Here is a 23,949-nt window from a genome sequence, read left to right on the forward strand (position 1 = left end):
AAACGATACTGTAAAACACAGTATCGTTTTTATATCATTAATTTATACCGTTTTCATCTATATTTTCCTGACTATCTCCAATGCAAAATAAGCCTTTTATGCTATAATATGACTTATGGATAAAATTATAAAATCAATTTCAACTTCCGGTTCTTTCCGGGCCTATGTCCTTGATTGTACAGAAACTGTAAGAACAGCTCAAGAAAAACATCAGACACTTTCAAGTTCTACTGTAGCTCTTGGGAGAACATTAATTGCAAATCAAATTTTAGCAGCAAATCAAAAAGGAAATAGTAAAGTAACTGTCAAGGTTATTGGAGATAGCTCTTTTGGTCATATTATTTCTGTAGCTGATACTAAAGGAAATGTTAAAGGTTACATCCAAAATACGGGTGTTGATATCAAGAAAACAGCTACTGGAGAGGTCTTAGTTGGACCTTTCATGGGGAATGGACACTTTGTCGTTATTACCGATTACGGAACTGGGCAACCTTACACTTCAACAACTCCACTAATTACAGGAGAAATTGGAGAAGATTTTGCTTATTATTTAACCGAAAGTGAGCAAACACCTTCTGCCGTCGGTTTAAATGTCCTCTTAGATGACGAGGATAAGGTTAAAGTTGCAGGTGGATTCATGCTTCAGGTGCTACCAGGTGCTTCTGACGAAGAAATTTCTCGCTATGAAAAACGCATTCAGGAGATGCCTTCTATTTCAAGTCTGCTAGAGTCTGAAAATCATATAGAATCTCTCCTTTCAGCTATTTACGGAGAAGACGACTACAAGCGCTTATCGGAAGACTCTTTAGCCTTCTATTGTGACTGTTCAAAAGAACGTTTTGAAGCCGCTCTATTGACTTTAGGAACTAAAGAATTGCAAGCCATGAAGGATGAAGATAAAGGTGTTGAAATTACTTGTCAATTTTGCAACCAGACTTACTATTTCACAGAAGAAGATTTGGAGAAGATAATTAATGACTCAATTAAATAGTTCATTTATGATTGGGAAGGTTGAAATTCCTCATCGTACCGTACTAGCACCGATGGCAGGTATTACTAATTCTGCTTTTCGTACTATCGCTAAAGAATTTGGTGCTGGTCTCGTTGTTATGGAAATGATTTCTGAGAAAGGGTTACTTTATAACAACGAAAAGACCTTACATATGCTCCATATCGATGAAAATGAACATCCTATGTCAATTCAACTATTTGGTGGCGATGCAGAAGGCTTAAAACGTGCAGCTGACTTTATCCAAAATAATACGAAAGCAGATATCGTAGACATCAATATGGGATGTCCAGTTAACAAAGTTGTTAAAAACGAAGCTGGAGCTAAATGGTTACGTGACCCTGAAAAAATTTATCATATTGTTAAAGAGGTAACGTCTGTACTTGACATTCCATTAACAGTAAAAATGCGTACAGGATGGTCTGACTCATCTAATGCTGTAGAAAATGCACTCGCTGCCGAATCTGCTGGTGTATCTGCACTTGCTATGCACGGTCGAACACGTGAACAAATGTATACTGGCACGTGTGACCATGAAACACTTGGCAAGGTCGCTAAAGCTGTTACTAGTATTCCTTTTATTGCCAATGGTGACATTCGTACTGTTCACGATGCCAAATTTATGATTGAAGAGATTGGAGCTGACGCTATAATGGTTGGACGTGGTGCTCGTAGCAATCCTTACATCTTTACACAAATTAATCATTTCTTTGAAACAGGCGAAATCCTTCCCGACCTACCATTTGAGAAGATGTTAGATGTTGCCGAGGATCATCTCACTCGACTAGTTAATTTAAAAGGTGAAACTATTGCCGTTCGTGAATTTCGAGGGTTAGCACCTCATTATCTACGTGGAAAATCAGGCGCAGCAAAAATTAGAGGAGCTGTTTCACGTGCAGAAACACTAGCAGAAGTTCAAGAACTTTTTGCAGGTTTACGCTAAATCAAAAACAGTCCTTTGACTGTTTTTTCCTATCTCTGTACAAATTTAGCATAAATCATTGTGTAATGAAAACTCAAAAGTATAACAAATTATTTTAGTATAACAGAATTAAGGAGAATTATGTTGATTGTTTTAGCTGGAACCATTGGAGCAGGTAAAAGCTCCCTTGCAGCTGCTCTAGGACAACACCTAGGGACAGATGTTTTCTATGAGGCGGTTGATAATAACCCAGTTTTAGATCTTTACTATCAAGATCCCAAAAAATATGCTTTTTTACTACAAATATTCTTTTTAAATAAACGATTCCAATCTATAAAAGAAGCCTATAAGGCTAACAACAATGTTTTGGATCGTTCTATTTTTGAAGATGAACTATTCCTCACTCTAAATTTTAAGAATGGAAATGTGACTAAAACAGAGCTAGATATCTATAAAGAACTTCTTGCAAATATGTTGGAAGAATTAGAAGGTATGCCTAAGAAGAGACCTGATTTGCTAGTCTACATTGATGTTTCATTTGATAAAATGTTAGAACGTATTGACAAACGAGGACGCAGCTTTGAGCAAGTAGATTCTAACCCAGAATTATACGACTACTACAAACAAGTCCACTCTGAATATCCAGAATGGTATGAAAATTACGACGTTTCACCTAAAATTCGGATCGATGGTAACAAACTTGATTTCGTCAAAAATCCAGAGGATCTTCAACACGTCCTTGACACTATTGATTCCGAATTGCAAAAACTTGATTTACTATAATTAGGTGATATCTATGATTATAAGACCTGTCCTACCCTCAGATGCTAAAGAATTACTTGCTATCTATGCTCCCTACGTTACTGACACTACAATAACGTTTGAATACGATATTCCTAGTATATCGGAATTCACTAATCGTATCAAAAATATCAGCAAATCTTTCCCATATTTAGTTGCTGAAGAAAATGGGAAAATATTAGGTTATGCATATGCTTCAACTTACTACGCTAGAGCTTCCTATGACTGGACTTGCGAGCTTTCTATTTACCTTGATAAAGATGTACGTAGCAAAAAAATTGGTAGCCAACTATATGATACATTGGAGAAAGAATTAGTTAACCAAGGGTATGTTAATCTACTCGCTTGTATCAGTTTACCAAATGATATAAGCATTGCATTCCACAAAAAAAGAGGATTTAATCAAGTCGCACATTTCCCAAAAATCGGGTTTAAATTTGAACAATGGCATGACATTGTATGGTTACAAAAGCGATTGAAATCTTAAGGTAATCTTTAGATTTATTTTAAGTTAGCAAAAGATTAGGATATTATAATATATTTATCCTAAAATTTTTCAACGACTTTCAGTCGTACCTATATCTACAAGTGCAATTGTTAGATATAGATCCTTTTACTTTTCATAAATCTATAAGAAAATGTCCAAAATATTTTGGACATTTTCTTTTTATATTAAAATTCCAGTACCCATCGGTACTGGAATGTTTTATGATTTTGCAATATCAAATTTCAATTTGCCTTTGGATACGCCAATCTTAATTACTTGCCCCTCTTTCACTTGATTTGCCAATAGTAGTTCTGATAAATGATCCTCTACTTGCGTTTGAATAGTTCTACGCAGTGGACGAGCACCCATTTCTATATCATAGCCATCCTCTGCCAAGTGTTTCAAGGCTGAAGGCTGGAATTTCAGATCCATACCTTTATCTTTAAGCGCTAAAATTAAAGGTTTAACCATAATTTTCACAACTTCACGCATATTATCTTGACTGAGACTATGGAATACAACTTTCTCATCAATACGATTGATAAACTCTGGTCGATAAGCTTTTTTAAGCTCCTCCATAATACGTTTTTGCATAGCAGTATAATCATGGCTGATATCCTTAGCTCCAAAACCAACTGTTTTATCGTCACGTAATGCAGTTGCTCCTAAATTAGAAGTCATAATGATTATAGTATTTGAAAAGTCAACTTTTCGTCCTCGACTATCTGTTAAAACGCCATCATCAAGCACTTGTAATAATACATTAAAAATATCTGGATGAGCTTTTTCAACTTCATCAAAAAGTAAAACTGAATATGGTTTATTGCGTACTTTTTCAGTCAGCTCTCCTCCTTCATCATAACCAACATAACCTGGAGGTGCCCCATTCAGGCGAGAAGCTGCGAATTTTTCCATATATTCCGACATATCAAAACGAATTAGGGCTGATTCATCATCAAACAACACTTCTGCCAAGGCTTTTGCTAACTCTGTCTTACCAACACCAGTTGGTCCCAAGAACATAAAGGAACCAATAGGACGCTTACCAGTACGAATGCCAGATTGATTGCGACGGATAGCACGACTAATGGCAGTAACTGCATCATCTTGACCGATAACACGTTTATGCAATTCTTTTTCTAAATTGAGGTATTTTTTACTATCAGCTTGTGTCAATTTTTCAACAGGAATACCAGATAGACGGCTGAGAGTTGCCATAATATGATCTTCGGTTACGGCAATAGGCTTATGCTTTTTATCCTTATGACTTGCTTTTAGAGCTTTAGAAGCAGATTTCATATCATCATCTAAAATAGCTTGGTCAACTTCTGTTAAAAGCGATGGAGCATTTTTCTTAATCATCATTTGCACAGTGGCAGAAGCTTCATCAAGTAAGTCTATAGCTGAGTCTGGTAAATTCTTACTTGTCAAATAACGATGAGCCACTTTTACAGCAGTCATAACTGCTTCATCTGAAATGGTAACATTATGAAAGGCTTCATACGCTGGCTTCAATCCAAGTAGAATTTCATATGCGTCTTCAAGATTTGGTTCTTCTACTAAAACTTTTGCAAAGCGACGAGATAAAGCAGCATCTTTTTCAATATGCTTTTGATATTCCTCTTGAGTTGTTGCTCCAATAGTGCGTAAAGTGCCTCGAGCCAAAGCTGGTTTTAAAATATTAGCAGCATCAAGTGTGCTATCAATACCAGAGCCAGAACCCATAATAGTATGCAGTTCATCAATGAAAAGAATAATATGACCGTCTTCTTCAATATCTGCAATGATTTGATTCATACGTTCCTCAAAATCACCACGAAAACGAGTTCCAGCAACAACGCTCATCATATCTAACTCTAGAACACGCATATCTCTAAGCTCATAAGGAATATTTCCATTAGCAATACGTTGTGCTAGACCGTACGCCAAAGCTGTTTTACCGACACCCGCATCTCCAACTAAGACAGGATTATTCTTTGTTTTACGACTTAAGACTTGGACCATACGTGAAATTTCTTTATCACGCCCAATAACAGGTTCAATTTCCCCATCAACCGCCATCTGTGATAAATCACGTGTGAAATCAGCTAAATCACCAGCAGTACTTGGTGGTTTCATCATATCAGAAAAAGAAGCACCCGACTTTGCTTTTTTAGGATTACGTAATTCATAAATTGCTTTGATATCATCTTTTGTAAAACCGGCATGACGTTCTAGAGCCTTACGTAAATCAACCATACGAACTGATTCACCATCGTCTTGACCTCTAAAGCCAACTAATTCTAAGATACGTGTGGCTAATAAATCTTTATTAACCAACATAGCAAGCAAGACATGTTCAGTACCCACATCTTCAGCTCCTACTACGATACTAATATTTTCTGCTAACTTTAAGATCTTTTTCAAAGCTGGTGATTGCTCTAAAAATTGATAATTGGTAATCTCTTCTTTCGGTGCTCTACCTAAAGCTAAAATTGTTGCTGCTTCGTACTCTTCAATTGCAACTTCAGACTCATATTCAGCAAATGTCAAACCAGCTACTGAATCATGAACTAAAACCATTGCTAAAAGAAGATGCCAGCTTTCTAAATAGTGACTTTCATAGCGTGCTGCTTGAAATTGCGCCAATCTGAATACTTCTTGTAATTTTATGGAATAATGACTCATAAATGGAATCCTTTTCTATCTAATCGTTGTAATAATTTACGGAGCATACGAGCTCTAATAACAGAGGCTTGCTCTCCTAAGACGTCATCACCTGATGTCGCCAGAATCAAATTTCCTTCACGTTCTGTAATTATCTCTTCATCGAATAATAATTGAATCAAATCATCAAAGACTTGTTCACTGATACGCTCGCCAATCGTTGATAACATATTTCCAAATAATTGGTGTTGGTCAGAAAAATGAACCTTAGCAATGCGGATGTAACCTCCACCACCTCGTTTACTCTCAACCACATAACCACGGCTTTCAGTAAACCGTGTCTTAATGACATAATTAATCTGACTAGGAACAACTTGAAAAGTATCAGCTAAATTGGAACGCTTTATTTCAGCAATTCCTGATTGTTCTAATAATGATTTTATATATTCTTCAATATTATCGGAAGTATTTTTTATGGCCACAAATTCACTCCTTCCTCTTTGACTATAACTGACTATTATTATATCAAATTTTTAAAAGATACGGAAATGAAATCTATCTAAGGATAGTAAAACTAGAATGACCGCGGATTTTAGTTGTCATTACTAGCAAGATAAGATAAAATGGAATAATACCATAGAAAGGTTTTATTTAATGAATTACATTATTACATTTTTGATTTCAATGATTCCCTTAGTGGAACTACGAGGAGCTGTGCCATTTGCAATCGCTAATGGAATACCTTTGTGGGAAGCGCTAGCTATCGGTGTTGTTGGAAACATGCTACCTGTACCTATCATCTTCTTCTTTGCTCGCAAAGTTCTAGAATGGGGAGCAGATAAACCTTATACTGGTAAGTTTTTCACATGGTGCCTTAAAAAAGGACATAGCGGTGGTCAAAAACTTGAAAAAGTAGCTGGAGAAAAAGGATTGTTTATTGCCTTGCTATTGTTTGTAGGCATTCCCTTACCCGGAACAGGAGCATGGACTGGCACACTTGCAGCTAGCCTTCTAGATTGGGAATTTAAACATAGTGTTATTGCTGTTATGCTAGGTGTTATACTAGCTGGATGCATCATGGGAACATTATCCATTATCGGCTTCAACCTATTCTAGAAAAGTTAAGGTGAGATGACTGTCTCTCCTTTTTAATATTTGCCAATCCACCAATTCGATAGCAAAATAAGACACTTGACTTAAGCCAAGTGTCTTATTTTAAAATATATTTACTGACAACATTTTGCTGCCAAATTATAATATAAAGCGAGTGTTAATTATTTTTCAAGTGCTGCTGCCATTGTAGCTGCAACTTCTGCTTCAAAGTCGTTAGAAGCTTTCTCAATACCTTCTCCAACTTCAAAACGTACGAAAGCAACTGCTTTAGCATTTACTGACTCAAGATAAGCTTCAACTGTTTTGCTATCATCCATGATGTAAACTTGAGCAAGGAGTGTGTACTCTTGGTCAACTTTAGTGTTGTCAAGCATGAAACGATCCATTTTACCTGGAACGATTTTATCCCAGATTTTTTCTGGTTTACCTTCTGCAGCTAATTCTGCTTTGATGTCTTCTTCTGCTTGGGCAATAACTTCATCAGTCAATTGAGCTTTTGATCCATATTTAAGGAATGGAAGAGCTGGTTTGTTAACCATAGCACGACTCTCGTTGTCTTGCTCAATTTTGTGGTTCAACTGTGCTAATTCATCATGAACAAATTGTGCATCAAGTTCAGTATATGAAAGAACAGTTGGCTTCATAGCTGCAACGTGCATTGATACTTGTTTAGCAAGTGCATCGTCGCCACCTTCAACAACAGTAATTACTCCGATACGTCCACCATTATGTTGGTATGCACCAAAATGTTGCTCATCAGTTTTTTCAACTAAAGCGAAGCGACGGAATGAAATTTTTTCACCAATTGTAGCAGTTGCAGTTACAAATGCTTGTTCTAAAGTTTCACCTGAAGGCATTGTTAAAGCAAGTGCTTCTTCATTGTTTGAAGGACGTCCTTCTGCAATAACTTTAGCAGTTTCATTAACTAATGTTACAAATTGGTCGTTTTTAGCAACAAAGTCAGTCTCAGCGTTAACTTCAATAACTGCTGCAACGTTACCATCAACATAAACACCTGTTAAACCTTCAGCAGCAACACGGTCTGCTTTTTTAGCTGCTTTAGCCATACCTTTTTCGCGAAGTAATTCAATCGCTTTATCAAGGTCACCATCAGTTTCTACTAATGCTTTTTTAGCGTCCATAACGCCTGCACCTGATTTTTCACGCAATTCTTTTACAAGTTTAGCTGTGATTTCTGCCATTTTCGTTCTCCTCTTAATTTCAAATAATGATTAAAAAAACGAGACAGAGCGGTTTGCATCTGCCCCGTTTTAGGATTTACAATAAATTAAATATTAGTCGTTGTTTGATCCTTCAACTACTTCAACGATTTCTTCAATTGAATCTGCTTGTGCTTCTTGAGCGAAGTCAACGTCAGCATCTTCACCTTGACGACCTTCAATAACTGCATCAGCTAATTTAGAAGTAATTAATTTAACGGCGCGAATAGCGTCATCGTTTGCTGGGATGATAACATCGATATCATCTGGATCAGCGTTAGTGTCAACCATAGCTACAACTGGAATACCAAGTTTTTTAGCTTCTTTAACAGCGATTTGCTCTTTATGTGGGTCAACAACATACATTACATCTGGGATGCGTGGCATATCTTCGATACCACCCAAGAATTTTTCAAGACGTGCACGTTGTTTGTTTAACAATGCAACTTCTTTCTTAGGAAGAAGTTCAAAAGTTCCTTCTTCTTCCATACGTTTGATTTCTTTCAAACGAGCAATACGTTTTTGGATAGTTCCCCAGTTAGTAAGAGTTCCACCTAACCAACGGTGGTTAATGAAGTATTGACCAGCACGTTTAGCTTCTTCAGCAACAGCCTCAGCTGCTTGTTTCTTAGTACCAACAAACAAGATAACTGCATCGTTTGCTGCAGCATCACGAACAAATTCGTAAGCTTGGTCAGCTAATTTTACAGTTTGTTGAAGGTCGATAACGTGGATACCATTACGTTCTGTGAAGATGTACTTAGCCATCTTAGGGTTCCAGCGACGAGTTTGGTGACCAAAGTGAACACCAGCCTCAAGAAGTTGTTTCATTGAAATTACTGCCATGAGTAAGTTCTCCTTTAAAAATGTTTTTTCCTCTCTCAGACTTCGACTTGCAGCCTAACCTTTCGGCAACAAGACCACAATTGATCTAAGATGAGTATTTGTCACTTTAAGCAACTATAGTAGTTTATCAAAAAAAGTTAGATTTGACAAGCTATAAAATCTTCCACTCTATTAGAAAAATCATACTTTTCTTAGAAAAATGTAAACGTTTTTATTGGAGATTTAAAAGTATTTCGTTTATAATTAGGCTATTAAAAAATAAAGGAGGACATTATTATGTCATTAGTCGGAAAAGAAATTATTGAATTTTCAGCTCAAGCTTATCACGATGGAAAATTCATCACTGTTACAAATGAAGACGTTAAAGGAAAATGGGCAGTTTTTTGTTTCTACCCAGCAGACTTTTCATTTGTTTGCCCAACTGAACTTGGTGACCTTCAAGAGCAATACGAAACACTTAAATCTCTTGATGTAGAAGTTTATTCTGTCTCTACTGATACTCATTTTGTTCATAAAGCATGGCATGATGACTCAGATGTCGTTGGTACTATCACATATCCTATGATTGGTGACCCTTCACACCTTATTTCACAAGGTTTTGATGTCCTTGGACAAGATGGTCTAGCACAACGTGGTACATTTATCATTGATCCAGACGGTGTCATCCAAATGATGGAAATTAATGCTGATGGCATCGGACGTGATGCAAGTACTCTCATTGATAAAGTCCGTGCTGCTCAATACATCCGCCAACATCCAGGTGAAGTTTGTCCAGCTAAATGGAAAGAAGGAGCTGAAACTTTAACTCCTAGTTTAGACCTTGTAGGTAAAATTTAATAACCAGGAGGTAATCCATGGTCTTAGATAAAGAAATCAAGGCTCAATTAGCGCAATATTTAGATTTGCTAGAATCTGATATTGTATTACAAACTGATTTAGGAGATAACGATAATTCTCAAAAAGTAAAGGATTTTCTAGATGAAATTGTCGCTATGTCTGATCGTATCAGCCTTGAATCAACACATTTAAAACGTCAACCTAGTTTTGGGATTGCAAAAAAAGGGCAAGAAAGTCGCGTTATTTTTTCAGGCTTGCCAATGGGGCATGAATTCACATCTTTCATTTTAGCTTTGTTGCAAGTCTCTGGTCGCGCACCAAAAGTTGATGAAGATATTATCAAACGAATTAAGGGGATTGAGAAAACTATCAATCTAGAAACTTATGTTTCATTAACTTGCCATAATTGTCCAGATGTCGTTCAAGCCTTTAATATAATGGCTGTTTTGAATCCAAATATCACTCATACTATGATTGAAGGAGGCATGTATCAAGACGAAGTCAAATCAAAAGGTATCATGTCTGTTCCTACTGTTTATAAGGACCAAGAAGAATTTACTTCTGGCCGTGCTACAATTGAACAGCTTTTAGAACAACTAGATGGACCTCTTGATGCTGAAGCATTTGCTGACAAAGGTGTCTATGATGTTCTAGTTATTGGTGGTGGTCCTGCAGGTAACAGTGCTGCAATTTATGCCGCTCGTAAAGGGTTAAAAACAGGTATTTTAGCAGAAACTTTTGGTGGACAAGTTATCGAAACAGTTGGTATTGAGAACATGATTGGTACACTGTACACCGAAGGCCCTAAATTAATGGCTCAAATTGAAGAGCATACCAAATCTTACGATATTGATATTATCAAGAGTCAATTAGCAACTGGCATTGAGAAAAAAGAATTAGTTGAGGTAACACTGGCTAACGGAGCTATTTTACAAGCTAAAACTGCTATCCTAGCTCTGGGTGCTAAGTGGCGAAATATCAACGTTCCTGGCGAGGAAGAATTCCGCAATAAAGGTGTTACTTACTGTCCACATTGTGATGGCCCTCTTTTCGAAGGAAAAAATGTTGCTGTTATAGGTGGTGGTAATTCAGGTATGGAAGCTGCTTTAGATCTAGCCGGTGTCACTAAACATGTTACAGTCCTAGAATTCTTACCTGAGCTCAAAGCAGACCAAGTACTGCAAGAACGAGCAGCTAAAACTGACAATTTAACTATTCTTAAGAATGTTGCTACTAAAGATATCGTTGGTGAAGATCATGTCACTGGTTTAAACTATACCGATCGTGATACAAACGAAGAAAAACACATTGATTTAGAAGGTGTTTTTGTACAAATTGGTCTTGTACCAAGTACTTCTTGGCTCAAGGATAGCGGCATTGAACTCAATGAACGTCAAGAAATTGTCGTTGATAAATTTGGCTCAACAAATATCCCTGGTATTTTTGCTGCAGGTGACTGTACAGATGCTGCCTACAAGCAAATCATTATTTCCATGGGGTCTGGTGCCACAGCTGCCATTGGCGCATTTGATTATTTAATCAGACAATAATCTAAAAGAGATTGATACCCATTGTATCAATCTCTTTTTTTGGTAATATGAGGAAGTTTAAGGGCTAAAATTGGCTATTTTACGAAAGAGACTTGACGAATCTTTTTTTTTTCGATAGAATATTATCTGTTATGGCGGTATAGCCAAGTGGTAAGGCACGGCTCTGCAAAAGCTTGATCGTCGGTTCAAATCCGTCTACCGCCTTAAATATAAAAGATTTTATCCAAAGATAACAAAAAAATCAACGATTGTTCGTTGATTTTTTTGTTATCAGAATTATTTTTTTAAATCCAATAATTGATAAGGTATAGAAGATTGACTATCTCTTAATGAATAGCTTTCTAATTCATTGACATTATCCCTTAAAATTTGAGACTCTTTAGAACTAATTAAACCGTCCCTTTCAAATTCAGAGATTGTTCTGCGTTCCAAGTAATATCCTCTTAGGGTTTCATTTAAAATATCTGGCGTTATGCGTGCAATGACACGTTCTACAAATAAACCTGATTTAATTAATTCTGCGTCTCGAATGCGTTCATTTTTTAAGAAATCTATCAAAGTTGCATTATAATAACCTTCCATATCTTCTAGCGTTTCTAAAATGAGGTCATTATTTGATAAGTACAAATCTGTTAAGTGCTGACGATTGACTTCTGCTAACAACCGTTTCCTGTTTTTGAAATGTTTTTTCCGATTTCGTATTCCTTGTCCAAATGTTAAAAACTCATGAACAATACCACGAATAACACGCATAAGAATCGTTAAACTATAAGTGATATTTGACACAAAGCTACGATTAACTTGACGTTCTAAGTATTTTAAATAACGCTGGTAAATACGATATTCTTTGATAGAAATATTGCCATAACGATAAGCAGCTTCAAGCCCGTCGCTTTCTATACTAAGCATCATCAGTTGCAATTCAGCTAAGTCCTTCTTAATGTCACTAGATTCTTGTTCTAAAATGAGATGACGAATACGGCTATTATAATTATCTATAACTGCATAAAATGAAGCTTGATTTTCAGAACTCTTACCGTCTTCTTCTAAGACAGATAATACTTTTGTTAAAATCGATAGACGTATTAAATAATCATCTTTCACCTGTAAGGGAGGCGCTAACTTTGGTAATACTAAAAGTCCCGTTAAAAAACTCATTAACGTTACTGCACCAACAGTGAAAAGAATCAAACTATACCCCAACTCTCCTATGACTGAGTGCTTGGGTAATAAGAGTATTGTTGCTATGGAAACACTTCCTTTAACTCCTGAAAAAGTCAACAGTTGAATCTCTCTCCAATACTTTTTAAATGATTTATGGTATTTGAAAGATCTCCAAGCATAAAAGCGAGAAACTGCTAGAAAGCGAACTAGAAAAAGTGTGCAAGTAACTAAAACAACAATACTAATAAGATCAAAATTACTATAAGCGTTACTTGTTAAAAGAGGACCAATGATACGTATCAGTTCTCTTCCAAATATTAAGAAAACTAAACCATTTAAAATAAAATTTAAGGTTTCCCAAATAACAGAGGTAACGCGATCTACTTGAGCATCAAAGAGAGTCACTTTTTTCAAACGATTTGCTTGCATTACTCCTGCCACTACCACCGCAATAATAGCTGAAAATCCCAACAAATCAGCAACGAAATAAGCAACAAAAGGTAAGGTTAATTCCAAAAGTAGAGCCCCTGTAACATCAGCAGCATCAAATTTCTCTAGGACAGTGAGACATAACCTCATTAGAAAAGCAAAAAGCAAGCCAATTAAAAAACCACCCATTATGGCCAATGCTAACTTGAGACTAGCTTTTGCTAAGGAGAAATAACCTGTTACAAGGGCTGTTAAAGCAAACTGGAAGGAAACTAGACCACTAGCGTCATTTAAAAGACCTTCCAATTTGAGGATATTCTCTGCTCGTTTAGGAAATTGAAACCTCTTAGCAATCGATATAAAGGCAACGGCATCTGTTGGGCCTAAGGCTGCTCCAAGCGCAAAGCATGCCGCAAGTGGTAAACTAACTGGCAAAAGGTGCCCTGCTACATAACCAACGACAATAGCTGTTAAAAATACCGTTGGTAAGATTAAGTAAAGAATAATAGTCCGATACTTTACAAAACTACCAATATCACTTTCTTGACCTTCCCTAAAGTTCAAAGGAGCAATAACAAAGGCAAGAAATAACTCAGGATCGATATGGACTTGTGACTTATGAAAAACTAAGCCAGAGAGAATCCCAAAGACCAACTGGATAAATGGTAATGGTAATTTAGGAAATATCCTATTGATAACATTAGATAAAATCAAAAACAGGAGAAAGCTGACTATTAGAATAGTTTCTTCCATATTATTCCTCCTTCATAACATCTATCAATTCTTTCTTCAATTTCTCAATTTTATCATCGATTTTTTTAGTATCTTCTCTCTCCAATCGACAGCGACATCTTTCTTTTTCAAGTATTATTAATTTCTTCTTTTTCTTCTTTACTTTACTTAAGTGAACATTTGAAAATTCTTGATTTTTAGAAGAAAGGTATTTATCTTTTAGTCGATTCAATCGTTCTTCCAAAGATAATTGAGACATCATGACCTCCTATTTAATAACCAAATTATTAATAATAAGTATTTTTTCTTTCATCGGCTATCTCTAGTATAACACGCATTTCTTAAATTGATAGAATTTAAGAATATCGTTGCTCATTATCTCCATATGTGGTAGACTAACAACAATTTAAATAGGAGGTTAACCAATGAAAAAATTAACAAAAGGCAGCCACATTCGTGTTCTTAGTCCCTCTTCTTCCATTGAACGTCTGGGTGGTTTTGAGGCTAACCTATTAGCCAAAGAAGTACTAGAAAAGCTGGGATTTCAAGTGTCATTCTCTAAGCACTATCTAGAAAATGATATCCTCTATTCTGCTTCGATTGCTAGCCGCGTAGAAGATTTACATGAAGCATTTGCCGACCCTTCTGTTGATGCCATATTAGCAACCATTGGCGGATTCAATTCCAACGAGCTTTTACCATATTTAGATTATGATTTAATCTCTAAGAATCCCAAAATAATTTGTGGTTACTCAGATTCAACCGCCTTCCTTAATGCTATTTTTGCCAAAGCAAAAATCCAAACTTACATGGGCCCTGCTTATTCTTCTTTCAAAATGAAGGAAGGTCAACCTTACCAAACACAAGCTTGGCTTACTGCCATGACAGAAAACCACTATGAACTTTGGCCTAGTGAAGAATGGTCTAGTGATCCCTGGTATGATCCCAGCAAACCACGCCAATTTTTCCCAACAGAATGGAAAATTTATAATCACGGAAAAGCTTCCGGTACGATTATCGGAGGTAATCTCTCTACGTTTGGCCTACTTCGAGGTACCCCTTATGCACCGAAAATTGAACGCTATGTCCTCTTGATTGAAGAGGCTGAGGAAAGTAATTTTTATGAATTTGACCGCAACCTTGCTGCAATTTTACAAGCTTATCCTCATCCACAAGCTATTCTTATGGGGCGCTTTCCTAAAGAATGCGGCATGACTCCACAAGTCTTTGAATATATCCTTTCAAAACATGCTATTTTCAAGGAAATTCCTGTTATTTATGATATGGATTTTGCGCACACCCAACCTCTTTTGACAGTGACTATTGGAGCTGAGATAAGCGTTGACACTACTACATTATCTTTATCTATAAAAGAATAAAAAAATACTCCTGCTACTCATCTGAGTAACGGGAGTTTATCATTTAGAGTTACCAAATAATAACACGTTTTTCAACTGGACGCCACATGTTATCACCATCTTTAACATCAAACTCTTTATGGAATTCTTCAAAATTCGTTACTGTAATATTAGTTCGCCATTGTGCTGGGGCGTGAACATCTACACTAGCTAACATTTGCATATACTCATCACGTGCCTTCATACGCCAAATTGTCGCAAAGTTAATAAAGAAATCCCTCGCTGAAAAATCTGACTCACGCTGCGCAGCTTCTAAAGCACAAGCAACTCCACCTAAATCTGCAACATTTTCTGATACTGTTAGTTTACCATTGACTTTTGCGCCATAAGATTCCAGTCCATCAAACTGCTCAACTACTTTATCTGTAAGTTTTTTGAAAGCTTTAAAATCTTCATCAGTCCACCAATTATTCAAACTTCCATGTTCATCAAATGAAGCTCCATTAGTGTCAAAAGCGTGTGATATTTCATGTGCAATCACTGCACCAATTCCCCCATAATTTGCTGATGAACTTTGCTCTAAAGCATAAAATGGTGCTTGTAAAATGGCTGCTGGGAAGACAATTTGGTTTTGTTGTGGATCATAATACGCATTGACCATGTGGGCAGGCATATGCCATTCACTTCTATCAACTGGTTTATTCCATTTACTCCAACCATAGGCTATTGAAATTTTGTCTAAATTAGTAGCATTTTCGACAAGCGATAGTTTAGGATCAATGATTTTTTTAGTATAAGTCTCTGGTAGTTTCTCAGGGTATCCAATGTGTGGCGTGATAACATTAAGTTTCACAATAGCTTTTTCCCGTGTTGACTGTGCAAGCCAATCCGCCTTTTCTAAGCGTGACTTATAGACATCAATCATCGTTGCAATCTTATGCTCAACATCAGCTTTAGCTTCTGGAGAGAATTTTTCCCCTGCATACCACAAACCTAGAGCTTGATTGTAAGGTCCTGAAGCAAGGTAGTAAGCTGCTTTTTTCTTATCCATTGCTTGTGGTGTGCCTGATAAAGCTCGACTGTAAACTCCCGATTTGATACGAATATCATCAGTTAAGTAAGCATTATAGGCATTCGCAGCTGATAAAATAAGATCTGCCTTTAATAATTCCCAATTAGATTCTGAGTAATAGTCAGATGCAAATTCTGTCCAGAAACGTTCTTCAGGAACAATAACTTTATCTGGTTTTTGTCCTAATATCTTTTGGAAAATAGCATCTAATGGAAGTTCAGGTGCTAATTTTGTGAAATCTTCCCAGTTATAAGGATGGTAAAGTTTAACATATTCCGAACTCTCTTCGCGAGATAAGACATATTGTGCCAATTTTGCATCCAAAGCTAAAACCTTATCCAAGATATCTTTAATTTCCTGTTCTGAAAGGCCAAACAAAGGCAGTAAGTCTTCTTGACTTTTACGCCAAAGAGCAAGGAGTTCCTTTCCTTTTTCATTATCTTCACTATAATAAGTTGTATCCGGTAAAATAATCCCAGGCGCTTCAGCCCAAAGTACATTCAATTGAGCATTCATAAAGTCAGGAGCCACACCAAATGGAAATTCATTTGGTTTACCTTCTAGTTCATATTCTGCAACTTTTGATGCAAACTCAGAGAAAGATTGTAGACCTTTATATTCTTCAATTAATGGTAATACTGGTGATACTCCTACCTCTTCACGTTTTTGATAATCAGCTGTCATTTTATGAAAAGCAATAAAATGATTTAAAATCGTATCACTTGGTTTATTTTCATCAGCCAGCCACTTATCTGTCGTTGACAGCATTAATGCTTCAATGTCATCAGCAAGATCAGAAAAACCACCTGTCCTTGGTTTGTCATCAGGAATAACAGCTGTCTTAGCCCATTCCCCATTAACCGCTTGGTAAAAATCATCTTGATATTTTATCATTATTTTCTCCTTAATATCTCATATGTAATCTCTTACAGTCTAACAGAAAATTCAGAGTTTGACTATTAAAAATACTCTCATATTGGTGCTTTCTTTAAATATCATTTTGTTATTTTTGCTATACTATAAACCAACAAGGAGGTTGTTATGACTGAAAAATATTATAATTGGGCAACGCTTGGAACCGGCGTTATTGCCAACGAATTAGCCCAAGCACTGGAAGCACGTGGACAAAAATTATATTCTGTAGCTAATAGAACTTACGACAAAGGACTTGAATTTGCTAACAAATATGGTATCCAAAAAGTTTATGATCACATAGATCAAGTATTTGAAGACCCTGAAGTGGATATCATTTATATCTCTACTCCCCACAATACTCACATCTCATTTTTACGAAAGGCTTTAGCAAATGGTAAGCACGTTCTTTGCGAAAAATCTATTACTTTAAATAGTACTGAGCTTAAAGAAGCCATAGATTTAGCCGAAACTAACCATGTTGTCTTAGCTGAAGCCATGACTATTTTTCATATGCCAATTTACCGCCAATTAAAAACATTAGTTGATAGTGGAAAATTAGGACCGTTAAAAATGATTCAAATGAATTTCGGAAGTTATAAAGAATATGATATGACTAACCGTTTTTTCAGTCGTGACCTAGCAGGCGGTGCTTTGCTGGACATTGGTGTTTATGCACTTTCTTGTATTCGCTGGTTTATGTCAGAAGCACCTCACAACATTACCTCTCAAGTTACATTTGCACCAACAGGGGTTGATGAACAAGTTGGTATCCTACTAACCAACCCAGCAAATGAGATGGCGACTGTCAGCCTTAGTTTACATGCAAAACAACCTAAACGAGCAACTATCGCTTACGATAAAGGCTACATTGAACTTTTTGAATATCCGCGAGGACAAAAGGCAGTTATTACTTATACTGAGGATGGGCATCAAGATATTATCGAAGCTGGCAAAACTGAAAATGCTCTCCAATATGAGGTAGCTGATATGGAAGAAGCCATTTCAGGAAAAACTAACCACATGTACTTAAACTATACCAAAGATGTTATGGATATCATGACACAGCTACGTCAAGAATGGGGATTTACCTACCCAGAAGAAGAAAAATGAAGAGAGCTTGACAATGATTGTCAAGCCCTTTTTAGTTAATATACACTACATTTTCTTAAAAAATAGGCGTTTAAGGAAATAAATCATACCAACTGCTAAACTTAAAATAGCATAAACATAGAAAACTGCATTTATTTGTCCTAGTAAATGATCAAAACAAGACAGAAGAATAGCCGCACTAGCTCCACCAATATTACAAAATACTAAAACTAATGTCGTTGCAGAACCAACCAACGAATATTCAACACGGTCTGCTACTAGGCTAAACACAGCAGTGACCATCAGGCTGTAAAGGAAACCTGACGCCATCGCACTAATTGTTAGTACCATTAGATTAGAAGGCAATCCAACTCCAAGCAATGTTAAAGAAAATAAGACGAGGCAGATTGGAATTAATTGTTTATGAAACATAGCTATCAACTGACCAAAACTCATACCTGCTATTATTCCCATAAGCATCATCGCACTAAGAACAAGACTAGCTTGAGCTGGCGTACCCAAACCAAATTCTACTACTAGCAGAGGTATCCTAAGATTAATCCCAGTATTTATAGTTATGACAAATCCTGCTAAAATAGCTAAGGCGACAATATAAGTCAAATCAGCTTTAGGGATTTTTTGACCTTTAGTTTTAATCTTGTCATTTGTATCTTTCACCACTTTCTTAGGCGCAAAAACAAGATATAGAACTAAGATTGGTAAAGCTAAAAAATAAATCATAAATGATTTAGACCAACCAAAAGTCAACAATAGCCCAACTAAGGCTGTCAAACCAGCATTTCCTAAAACTTCAAAGGACCCCCTTAATCCTAAGAGTTTTCTTCTTTCTTTGCCTTGATAATATTCACTAATCACACTAATGGCCCTAGCATTAATAAAACCGATACCACTCCCCAATAAAAGACGCGATACAAATACTAAAAGGTAGTTCTGACTGACAACCGGCAATCCTCCCCCTAATGCTGTTAGCAATAGTCCAAAGATAATCATATGTTTCTCAGAAAGTTTTTTACTTAACCAAGGTGTGATAAGCAAGATGAAGATAATAGCCATCGAAGGAATTGAAAATAATAATTCAACTTGGGGTGATGGTAAGCCCTTATCTCTATAATAAGATATCATTTGTGGTAGGGCTGGTGATGTCGAAAAAGTTGATAGCAAGATAAGTGATAAAGAGAGTAAACTTAGCTTCTCCATAAAGATTTTCAAGTGACAATACCTCTTTCTGATGTCTTTTTTTAGATAAATAAAGTATAATCAATATTAAACTAGAAATATATGACATATGTCCTAAAACTATCTCAAATAGGGAGTCAATACATGGATATAGAAAACTACTGCCAAGACTACTGTTTGGAGACTATCTTTCCAAAACATTATTTCAAGGATTTACAAGTAATCACCCTAACTGCCGGCCAATCCGTCTGTAAACAGGGAGAACAATTAGAATACTTGCACTACATCGTCAAGGGACGTTTTAAAATTGTACGTCGACTCTTTAACGGCAAAGAACATATTTTAGATATTAAAACAAAACCAACACTGATTGGTGATATTGAACTTTTGACTAATAGACAAATTGTATCATCTGTTATTGCCTTAGAGGATATTACAGTCATTCAATTATCACTTAAAGGACGGAAAGAGAAACTGTTAACAGACGCAACTTTCCTCCTAAAACTTAGTCAAGAGCTAGCTCAGGCTTTTCATGATCAAAACATCAAAGCGTCTACTAATTTAGGGTATACCGTCAAAGAGTTACTTGCAAGTCATATTTTAGCAATTGAAGAACAAGGTTGCTTTCACCTTGAACTAAGTAGTTTAGCTGATTCGTTTGGCATCAGTTATCGTCATTTATTAAGAGTTATCCATGATATGGTCAAAGAAGGCCTTATCCAAAAAGAAAAACCAAAATACTTTATCAAAAATCGTTTCGCACTAGAATCATTAAATATTCAGCCATGAAGCGTAGCTTTATCATTTAATTATTTTATGCTAAACTAAATCAGAGAATACAGTTAGGAGAAAATATGTCTGCTATTGATAAATTAGTAAAAGCTAGTCATTTAATTGACATGAATGACATTATCCGCGAAGGCAATCCAACCCTTCGCAAAGTGGCTGAAGAAGTCACATTCCCACTTTCTGAGAAAGAAGAAATTCTCGGAGAAAAAATGATGCAATTTTTAAAACACTCTCAAGATCCAATTATGGCTGAGAAGCTAGGCTTACGTGGTGGTGTTGGTTTAGCCGCACCACAATTAGACATCTCAAAACGCATCATTGCCGTCCTTGTTCCAAACGTTGAGGATGCTCAAGGAAATCCACCTAAAGAAGCTTATAGCCTCCAAGAAGTAATGTACAACCCTAAAGTTGTATCGCATTCTGTTCAAGATGCTGCTTTATCTGACGGGGAGGGATGCCTATCAGTAGATCGTGAAGTACCTGGCTATGTCGTCCGCCACGCGCGTGTAACTATTGAATATTTCGACAAAACTGGTGAAAAACATCGACTCAAATTAAAAGGTTACAACTCTATTGTTGTTCAACATGAAATTGACCACATTGATGGTATTATGTTTTACGACCGTATCAATGAGAAAAATCCTTTCGCTGTCAAAGAAGGCTTACTTATTTTAGAATAAGGACAAATAACCTAGAGATAATTTTCTCTAGGTTTTATTTTTTAATAGCAAATAAAATAAGAAATCTTTTTTTAAAAAGTCGACTCTTTCCAAAACATCTGGCAATCTACAATCTGTTGGTTATCGACGGAGTCATCTCCTTCAATACGATTAATCAAAATCTGTGCTACTTGTTCACCTTCTTCATAAGCCGGCTGGACAATTGTTGACACTTTAGGAGATGAAAAGTCTGTCCATTCAATATTGTCAAACCCAACTAAACCAACTCGTGGCATATCAAAATTGAGATTTTTCATGGCAGTAAAAACCATTGGTAAAGCCCAACAATTTGGTGCAAATACTAATGTCTCCTCCTTATCTGGAACTACCGCTTTTAGAAAGTCTTCTATATCACTTTTTGAATGATCATCATCTTCAATCACCAAAGTGTCATAACCGAAACCATTGTCCTTTAAAGCATCCATGAATCCCGAAGCTCTCTCAATACGTGTACTAAGCAAGCTCGTATCAGCAGTAATCATAATAAACTTTTTATACCCTCGATTTAGACACTCCTGTGTCATATCATAAACAGCATCATAGTTATTAGCCTTAACCCAACTCGTCTTATGTTCATAAAGTTGACTATCAAAAAATACCATTGGTTTCTTTTTTTCTTTTAAAATACGAGAATACTTTCGAAAATTTGATGTAGGCTGAATAATGAAACCATCAACACCTAAATTTAACATATTTTCAATATAATCTTCTTCACTTTTGGCATCATAATTACTATTACCCACAATAATTTGATAGCCTTTTTGTTTGGTGATGTGCTCAATTCCTTTTACAATTTGATTTGAAAATGTGTTTGTTATATCTCCAATTAAGACACCTAGTAGTTTTGTTTTTTTAGAATTTAGACTTCTTGCTATCGTACTTGGTCTATAACCTGTTTCATCAATCACCTCTTGAATACGCTGCCTCGTCTCATCCGACATTTTTTCAAATTTTTGATTCAAGAAAAAAGAAACCGTTGTTTTGGAAGTTTTTGATAATTGAGCGATGTCATTAATGGTCATTTTTTTAGACATAACAAACCTCCTTTCTAATTTTACTGATTTTATTTTTTTATGGTTAATATAGTACTAGTATAGCATAATAATAGCCCTCTTAATTTTTTAAACGACTCATTTTGCCATTATTTTTATCATATACAATGACTTTTCCTTTGCATTTTATCCCTTGCATCAAATAGAGTTTATCCCCAAAGATAATATCATCCATATGCACTCCAATTAAATAATGAAAGTCTTGAGACCTAATATCAAATGCAATGCTATTACTTAGTTCCTTATGACTGTTCGTTTGCACTAAAGGAACACATTTCACCTGACAGTTCCGATCAACTATCAAGGTATAATCCATCACCTCATCAACAAATTTTATTTTCTTAACTAATTTATGACTTTCTGTCAATTGATTATACCGCTTAGAAATAAGGCAATCTTCTAGATTAAAGGTCGTAGGACTTACTAATTTCAAGTCGTTAACAAGCCCATTTTCATAAATGACCTGATCATCTAAAATATATTGATTTGTTAAAACATGCTCTCCTGGACAATTCACCTTATCAATAACTAAGGTAATGGCCTGCGGTAAAGTTAACAACCATCGCTTATGGTAATAGATATCAGAAGCTCTTTGGACATGTAGTTGTCCTTCGACTAAATGGTACCTATCCTTTGAAGTCAGCTGACAATAGTCACATTTTGGATAAGAATTGTATGTCCAAGAGTCCTTGATCATTTCTAAAGATTGCCCATCAAGGGTACATGTTGAATGACTAGTCGAACGTTTAAAATCATACCTTAGTTGTTCTTCTTTGTAAGTATATCTTCCTGCATCAATGAAAATAGGTTTCTTTTTATCATAGAGACAAACACTATTATTATCACTATGAGTATGAGCGCTACCAAATGGACCGTTCTTAAAAAATATATAACGCCTATCATCACGTAAACACACATGACCAGAATCTGGAAAAAGATAAGCAGACTCACCTATTGTTGCACGCGGTATTTCTTCAAAAAGATAAATTGATGGCTTCCCAAACAAAAGTAAAGTTTCTAAATTAACATTATCAAAAGAAAATGATTTTGTTTTAGAAGATTTCAACACAAGTGTTGCCAAAGTTAGAATATCACGAGTATCGGTCACATCACTGTCCCCTATAGCTAGTTGACAATAATCCGGACCAGTCATAGCAATTAGATAGGTAACCATTTTTTCAATAGTTTCTTCTAATGGTAGATAATATTTAGGCGCAAGGATAACTAGTTCCATTAAGGACTTCAAGACTTCTACATGATACATAATTGATTGTTCATACTGGCTCCCGTCATCTAAAATTTGAAGCTTGATTTGAAGTAATAATTCTTCTTCAGCAAAACTCTGAATTTCAGGTAGGTTTAATTCATCTTCATAATAGTATAAACACGCCAATATTGCTGTTGTTTGTAAAATTCCCCAGTTACTTAGACTATCTTTTTCACGATAATAGTCCCTCATATAAGTTATCTGCTCCCGTAAACTAGTTAATAGTTTAATTTTTTTAGTTTCTGTTATTAATCCAAAATAATCTAAAAAAATCAAAACTTTGAGCCATGACATGCAACGTATCCCAGTATCAATAGTACGACTTACCGCCCCTTCTGGCTTTAGTGTAAATTGGCAATCAATCCAATGGTACATAAAATATTTCATTTGTCTAAGATAAGACTTATCGCCTTCAACAATGTAGACCACCAGGAATTTAAAAAGATAAGTTTGACGATTTAGCATATACAACCATTCTGGATCATCTGTTACTGGATTATCCCACTCCAAAGGATCAAGACAATATGCTTTAGAACAAGGTTCCATATCCCAATTATCATTAAATACAAAAGTGTTCCTCATCATCAAATTAACAGAGGCTTTCATTTCTTGATAGGCATTAGATTGGTATGTTTTAATATACTTTTGACAAAATTCCCTATCAAAATCCTTGAATTTATTATATAAGCGATCTTTCATTTTTTTACAAAACGTCCTCGTCCGATATAAAAAGGA

Annotated in this window: 21 protein-coding genes and 1 tRNA gene; 12 read left to right on the forward strand and 10 right to left on the reverse strand. The window is 35.8% G+C overall.

What is annotated here, in order from left to right; all coding sequences use genetic code 11:
- The first annotated feature begins 115 nt into the window (after window positions 1–115).
- The 4 genes from hslO to A6J68_RS10715 all read left to right on the forward strand — a co-directional run bounded on the left by hslO (window position 116) and on the right by A6J68_RS10715 (window position 3,219).
- Entirely contained in the window at window positions 116–991 is an 876-nt protein-coding gene (hslO, locus tag A6J68_RS10700; protein WP_000357828.1) for an Hsp33 family molecular chaperone HslO, read from the forward strand.
- Entirely contained in the window at window positions 975–1,952 is a 978-nt protein-coding gene (gene dusB, locus A6J68_RS10705) for a tRNA dihydrouridine synthase DusB (protein WP_000192729.1), read from the forward strand. Before hslO ends, dusB begins: the two co-directional genes overlap by 17 nt.
- A gap of 120 nt (window positions 1,953–2,072) precedes the next feature.
- Window positions 2,073–2,714 (forward strand): deoxynucleoside kinase, encoded by a 642-nt coding sequence (locus A6J68_RS10710; protein WP_000909520.1) that lies wholly within the window; start codon window positions 2,073–2,075, stop codon window positions 2,712–2,714.
- 13 nt (window positions 2,715–2,727) lie between these two features.
- Window positions 2,728–3,219, forward strand: coding sequence for a GNAT family N-acetyltransferase (locus A6J68_RS10715; RefSeq protein WP_000586900.1), 492 nt, complete (start codon window positions 2,728–2,730; stop codon window positions 3,217–3,219).
- A gap of 219 nt (window positions 3,220–3,438) precedes the next feature.
- Here the strand turns inward: A6J68_RS10715 and A6J68_RS10720 are convergent, their stop codons facing one another.
- Both A6J68_RS10720 and A6J68_RS10725 read right to left on the reverse strand, forming a co-directional pair.
- The gene (locus A6J68_RS10720; RefSeq protein ID WP_000020286.1) at window positions 3,439–5,886 is read right to left on the reverse strand and encodes an ATP-dependent Clp protease ATP-binding subunit; all 2,448 of its coding nucleotides are present in this window, start codon (window positions 5,884–5,886) and stop codon (window positions 3,439–3,441) included.
- Window positions 5,883–6,347 (reverse strand): CtsR family transcriptional regulator, encoded by a 465-nt coding sequence (locus A6J68_RS10725; RefSeq protein ID WP_000985641.1) that lies wholly within the window; start codon window positions 6,345–6,347, stop codon window positions 5,883–5,885. Before A6J68_RS10725 ends, A6J68_RS10720 begins: the two co-directional genes overlap by 4 nt.
- A 172-nt stretch (window positions 6,348–6,519) precedes the next feature.
- On the opposite strand from A6J68_RS10725, the gene A6J68_RS10730 reads away from it, so the two are divergent.
- A complete protein-coding gene (locus A6J68_RS10730) occupies window positions 6,520–6,981 on the forward strand; it encodes a COG2426 family protein (RefSeq protein ID WP_001106578.1) in 462 nt (153 codons plus the stop codon).
- Between the two features lie 158 nt (window positions 6,982–7,139).
- On the opposite strand, the gene tsf is transcribed toward A6J68_RS10730, so the two are convergent.
- Together tsf and rpsB are read right to left on the reverse strand one after the other, a co-directional pair.
- Complete coding sequence (gene tsf, locus A6J68_RS10735) at window positions 7,140–8,180, reverse strand: translation elongation factor Ts (RefSeq protein WP_000808080.1); 1,041 nt, start codon at window positions 8,178–8,180, stop codon at window positions 7,140–7,142.
- A 93-nt stretch (window positions 8,181–8,273) separates the two neighbouring features.
- A complete protein-coding gene (gene rpsB, locus A6J68_RS10740; RefSeq protein WP_000268454.1) occupies window positions 8,274–9,044 on the reverse strand; it encodes a 30S ribosomal protein S2 in 771 nt (256 codons plus the stop codon).
- Window positions 9,045–9,320: 276 nt separating this feature from the next.
- Between rpsB and ahpC the strand changes: the two genes are divergently transcribed.
- From ahpC to A6J68_RS10755, 3 genes are all read left to right on the forward strand, one after another.
- A complete protein-coding gene (ahpC, locus tag A6J68_RS10745; RefSeq protein ID WP_000060538.1) occupies window positions 9,321–9,881 on the forward strand; it encodes an alkyl hydroperoxide reductase subunit C in 561 nt (186 codons plus the stop codon).
- 17 nt (window positions 9,882–9,898) lie between these two features.
- Window positions 9,899–11,431: an alkyl hydroperoxide reductase subunit F gene (gene ahpF, locus A6J68_RS10750; RefSeq protein WP_000242135.1), complete on the forward strand. Its 1,533-nt coding sequence runs from the start codon at window positions 9,899–9,901 to the stop codon at window positions 11,429–11,431.
- Between the two features lie 133 nt (window positions 11,432–11,564).
- Window positions 11,565–11,635, forward strand: a tRNA-Cys gene (locus A6J68_RS10755).
- Window positions 11,636–11,707: 72 nt separating this feature from the next.
- On the opposite strand, the gene A6J68_RS10760 is transcribed toward A6J68_RS10755, so the two are convergent.
- Window positions 11,708–13,777: a cation:proton antiporter gene (locus A6J68_RS10760; RefSeq protein ID WP_000393098.1), complete on the reverse strand. Its 2,070-nt coding sequence runs from the start codon at window positions 13,775–13,777 to the stop codon at window positions 11,708–11,710.
- A 1-nt stretch (window position 13,778) separates the two neighbouring features.
- A complete protein-coding gene (locus A6J68_RS10765; RefSeq protein WP_000080855.1) occupies window positions 13,779–14,015 on the reverse strand; it encodes a hypothetical protein in 237 nt (78 codons plus the stop codon).
- A 166-nt stretch (window positions 14,016–14,181) separates the two neighbouring features.
- On the opposite strand from A6J68_RS10765, the gene A6J68_RS10770 reads away from it, so the two are divergent.
- Window positions 14,182–15,135, forward strand: coding sequence for a S66 peptidase family protein (locus A6J68_RS10770; protein ID WP_000737083.1), 954 nt, complete (start codon window positions 14,182–14,184; stop codon window positions 15,133–15,135).
- Between the two features lie 49 nt (window positions 15,136–15,184).
- Here the strand turns inward: A6J68_RS10770 and A6J68_RS10775 are convergent, their stop codons facing one another.
- Complete coding sequence (locus A6J68_RS10775) at window positions 15,185–17,080, reverse strand: M13 family metallopeptidase (RefSeq protein ID WP_000599043.1); 1,896 nt, start codon at window positions 17,078–17,080, stop codon at window positions 15,185–15,187.
- Window positions 17,081–17,227: 147 nt separating this feature from the next.
- Between A6J68_RS10775 and A6J68_RS10780 the strand changes: the two genes are divergently transcribed.
- Window positions 17,228–18,211: a Gfo/Idh/MocA family protein gene (locus A6J68_RS10780; RefSeq protein ID WP_000137260.1), complete on the forward strand. Its 984-nt coding sequence runs from the start codon at window positions 17,228–17,230 to the stop codon at window positions 18,209–18,211.
- Window positions 18,212–18,256: 45 nt separating this feature from the next.
- On the opposite strand, the gene A6J68_RS10785 is transcribed toward A6J68_RS10780, so the two are convergent.
- Window positions 18,257–19,420, reverse strand: coding sequence for an MFS transporter (locus tag A6J68_RS10785; RefSeq protein ID WP_000689136.1), 1,164 nt, complete (start codon window positions 19,418–19,420; stop codon window positions 18,257–18,259).
- A 111-nt stretch (window positions 19,421–19,531) separates the two neighbouring features.
- Between A6J68_RS10785 and A6J68_RS10795 the strand changes: the two genes are divergently transcribed.
- Window positions 19,532–20,176, forward strand: a complete 645-nt coding sequence (locus A6J68_RS10795) for a cyclic nucleotide-binding domain-containing protein (protein WP_000350702.1) — start codon at window positions 19,532–19,534, stop codon at window positions 20,174–20,176.
- Between the two features lie 65 nt (window positions 20,177–20,241).
- A complete protein-coding gene (gene def / locus A6J68_RS10800; RefSeq protein ID WP_001272875.1) occupies window positions 20,242–20,856 on the forward strand; it encodes a peptide deformylase in 615 nt (204 codons plus the stop codon).
- Window positions 20,857–20,927: 71 nt separating this feature from the next.
- Here the strand turns inward: def and A6J68_RS10805 are convergent, their stop codons facing one another.
- The gene (locus A6J68_RS10805) at window positions 20,928–21,929 is read right to left on the reverse strand and encodes a LacI family DNA-binding transcriptional regulator (RefSeq protein ID WP_000038817.1); all 1,002 of its coding nucleotides are present in this window, start codon (window positions 21,927–21,929) and stop codon (window positions 20,928–20,930) included.
- Window positions 21,930–22,008: 79 nt separating this feature from the next.
- The gene (locus A6J68_RS10810; RefSeq protein ID WP_000654960.1) at window positions 22,009–23,913 is read right to left on the reverse strand and encodes a heparinase II/III family protein; all 1,905 of its coding nucleotides are present in this window, start codon (window positions 23,911–23,913) and stop codon (window positions 22,009–22,011) included.
- Window positions 23,914–23,949 lie beyond the last annotated feature (36 nt).

The sequence above is a fragment of the Streptococcus sp. 'group B' genome (assembly GCF_002073795.1).
Taxonomy (GTDB): Bacteria; Bacillota; Bacilli; order Lactobacillales; family Streptococcaceae; genus Streptococcus; species Streptococcus agalactiae.

Bases quoted from the DNA above. Each gene is read 5' to 3' on its own strand.
- hslO (WP_000357828.1), top strand. From the start codon at position 116: ATGGATAAAATTATAAAATCAATTTCAACTTCCGGTTCTTTCCGGGCC.
- dusB (WP_000192729.1), top strand. From the start codon at position 975: ATGACTCAATTAAATAGTTCATTTATGATTGGGAAGGTTGAAATTCCT.
- A6J68_RS10710 (WP_000909520.1), top strand. From the start codon at position 2,073: ATGTTGATTGTTTTAGCTGGAACCATTGGAGCAGGTAAAAGCTCCCTT.
- A6J68_RS10715 (WP_000586900.1), top strand. From the start codon at position 2,728: ATGATTATAAGACCTGTCCTACCCTCAGATGCTAAAGAATTACTTGCT.
- A6J68_RS10720 (WP_000020286.1), bottom strand. From the start codon at position 5,886: ATGAGTCATTATTCCATAAAATTACAAGAAGTATTCAGATTGGCGCAA.
- A6J68_RS10730 (WP_001106578.1), top strand. From the start codon at position 6,520: ATGAATTACATTATTACATTTTTGATTTCAATGATTCCCTTAGTGGAA.
- tsf (WP_000808080.1), bottom strand. From the start codon at position 8,180: ATGGCAGAAATCACAGCTAAACTTGTAAAAGAATTGCGTGAAAAATCA.
- rpsB (WP_000268454.1), bottom strand. From the start codon at position 9,044: ATGGCAGTAATTTCAATGAAACAACTTCTTGAGGCTGGTGTTCACTTT.
- ahpC (WP_000060538.1), top strand. From the start codon at position 9,321: ATGTCATTAGTCGGAAAAGAAATTATTGAATTTTCAGCTCAAGCTTAT.
- ahpF (WP_000242135.1), top strand. From the start codon at position 9,899: ATGGTCTTAGATAAAGAAATCAAGGCTCAATTAGCGCAATATTTAGAT.
- A6J68_RS10760 (WP_000393098.1), bottom strand. From the start codon at position 13,777: ATGGAAGAAACTATTCTAATAGTCAGCTTTCTCCTGTTTTTGATTTTA.
- A6J68_RS10765 (WP_000080855.1), bottom strand. From the start codon at position 14,015: ATGTCTCAATTATCTTTGGAAGAACGATTGAATCGACTAAAAGATAAA.
- A6J68_RS10770 (WP_000737083.1), top strand. From the start codon at position 14,182: ATGAAAAAATTAACAAAAGGCAGCCACATTCGTGTTCTTAGTCCCTCT.
- A6J68_RS10775 (WP_000599043.1), bottom strand. From the start codon at position 17,080: ATGATAAAATATCAAGATGATTTTTACCAAGCGGTTAATGGGGAATGG.
- A6J68_RS10780 (WP_000137260.1), top strand. From the start codon at position 17,228: ATGACTGAAAAATATTATAATTGGGCAACGCTTGGAACCGGCGTTATT.
- A6J68_RS10795 (WP_000350702.1), top strand. From the start codon at position 19,532: ATGGATATAGAAAACTACTGCCAAGACTACTGTTTGGAGACTATCTTT.
- def (WP_001272875.1), top strand. From the start codon at position 20,242: ATGTCTGCTATTGATAAATTAGTAAAAGCTAGTCATTTAATTGACATG.
- A6J68_RS10805 (WP_000038817.1), bottom strand. From the start codon at position 21,929: ATGTCTAAAAAAATGACCATTAATGACATCGCTCAATTATCAAAAACT.
- A6J68_RS10810 (WP_000654960.1), bottom strand. From the start codon at position 23,913: ATGAAAGATCGCTTATATAATAAATTCAAGGATTTTGATAGGGAATTT.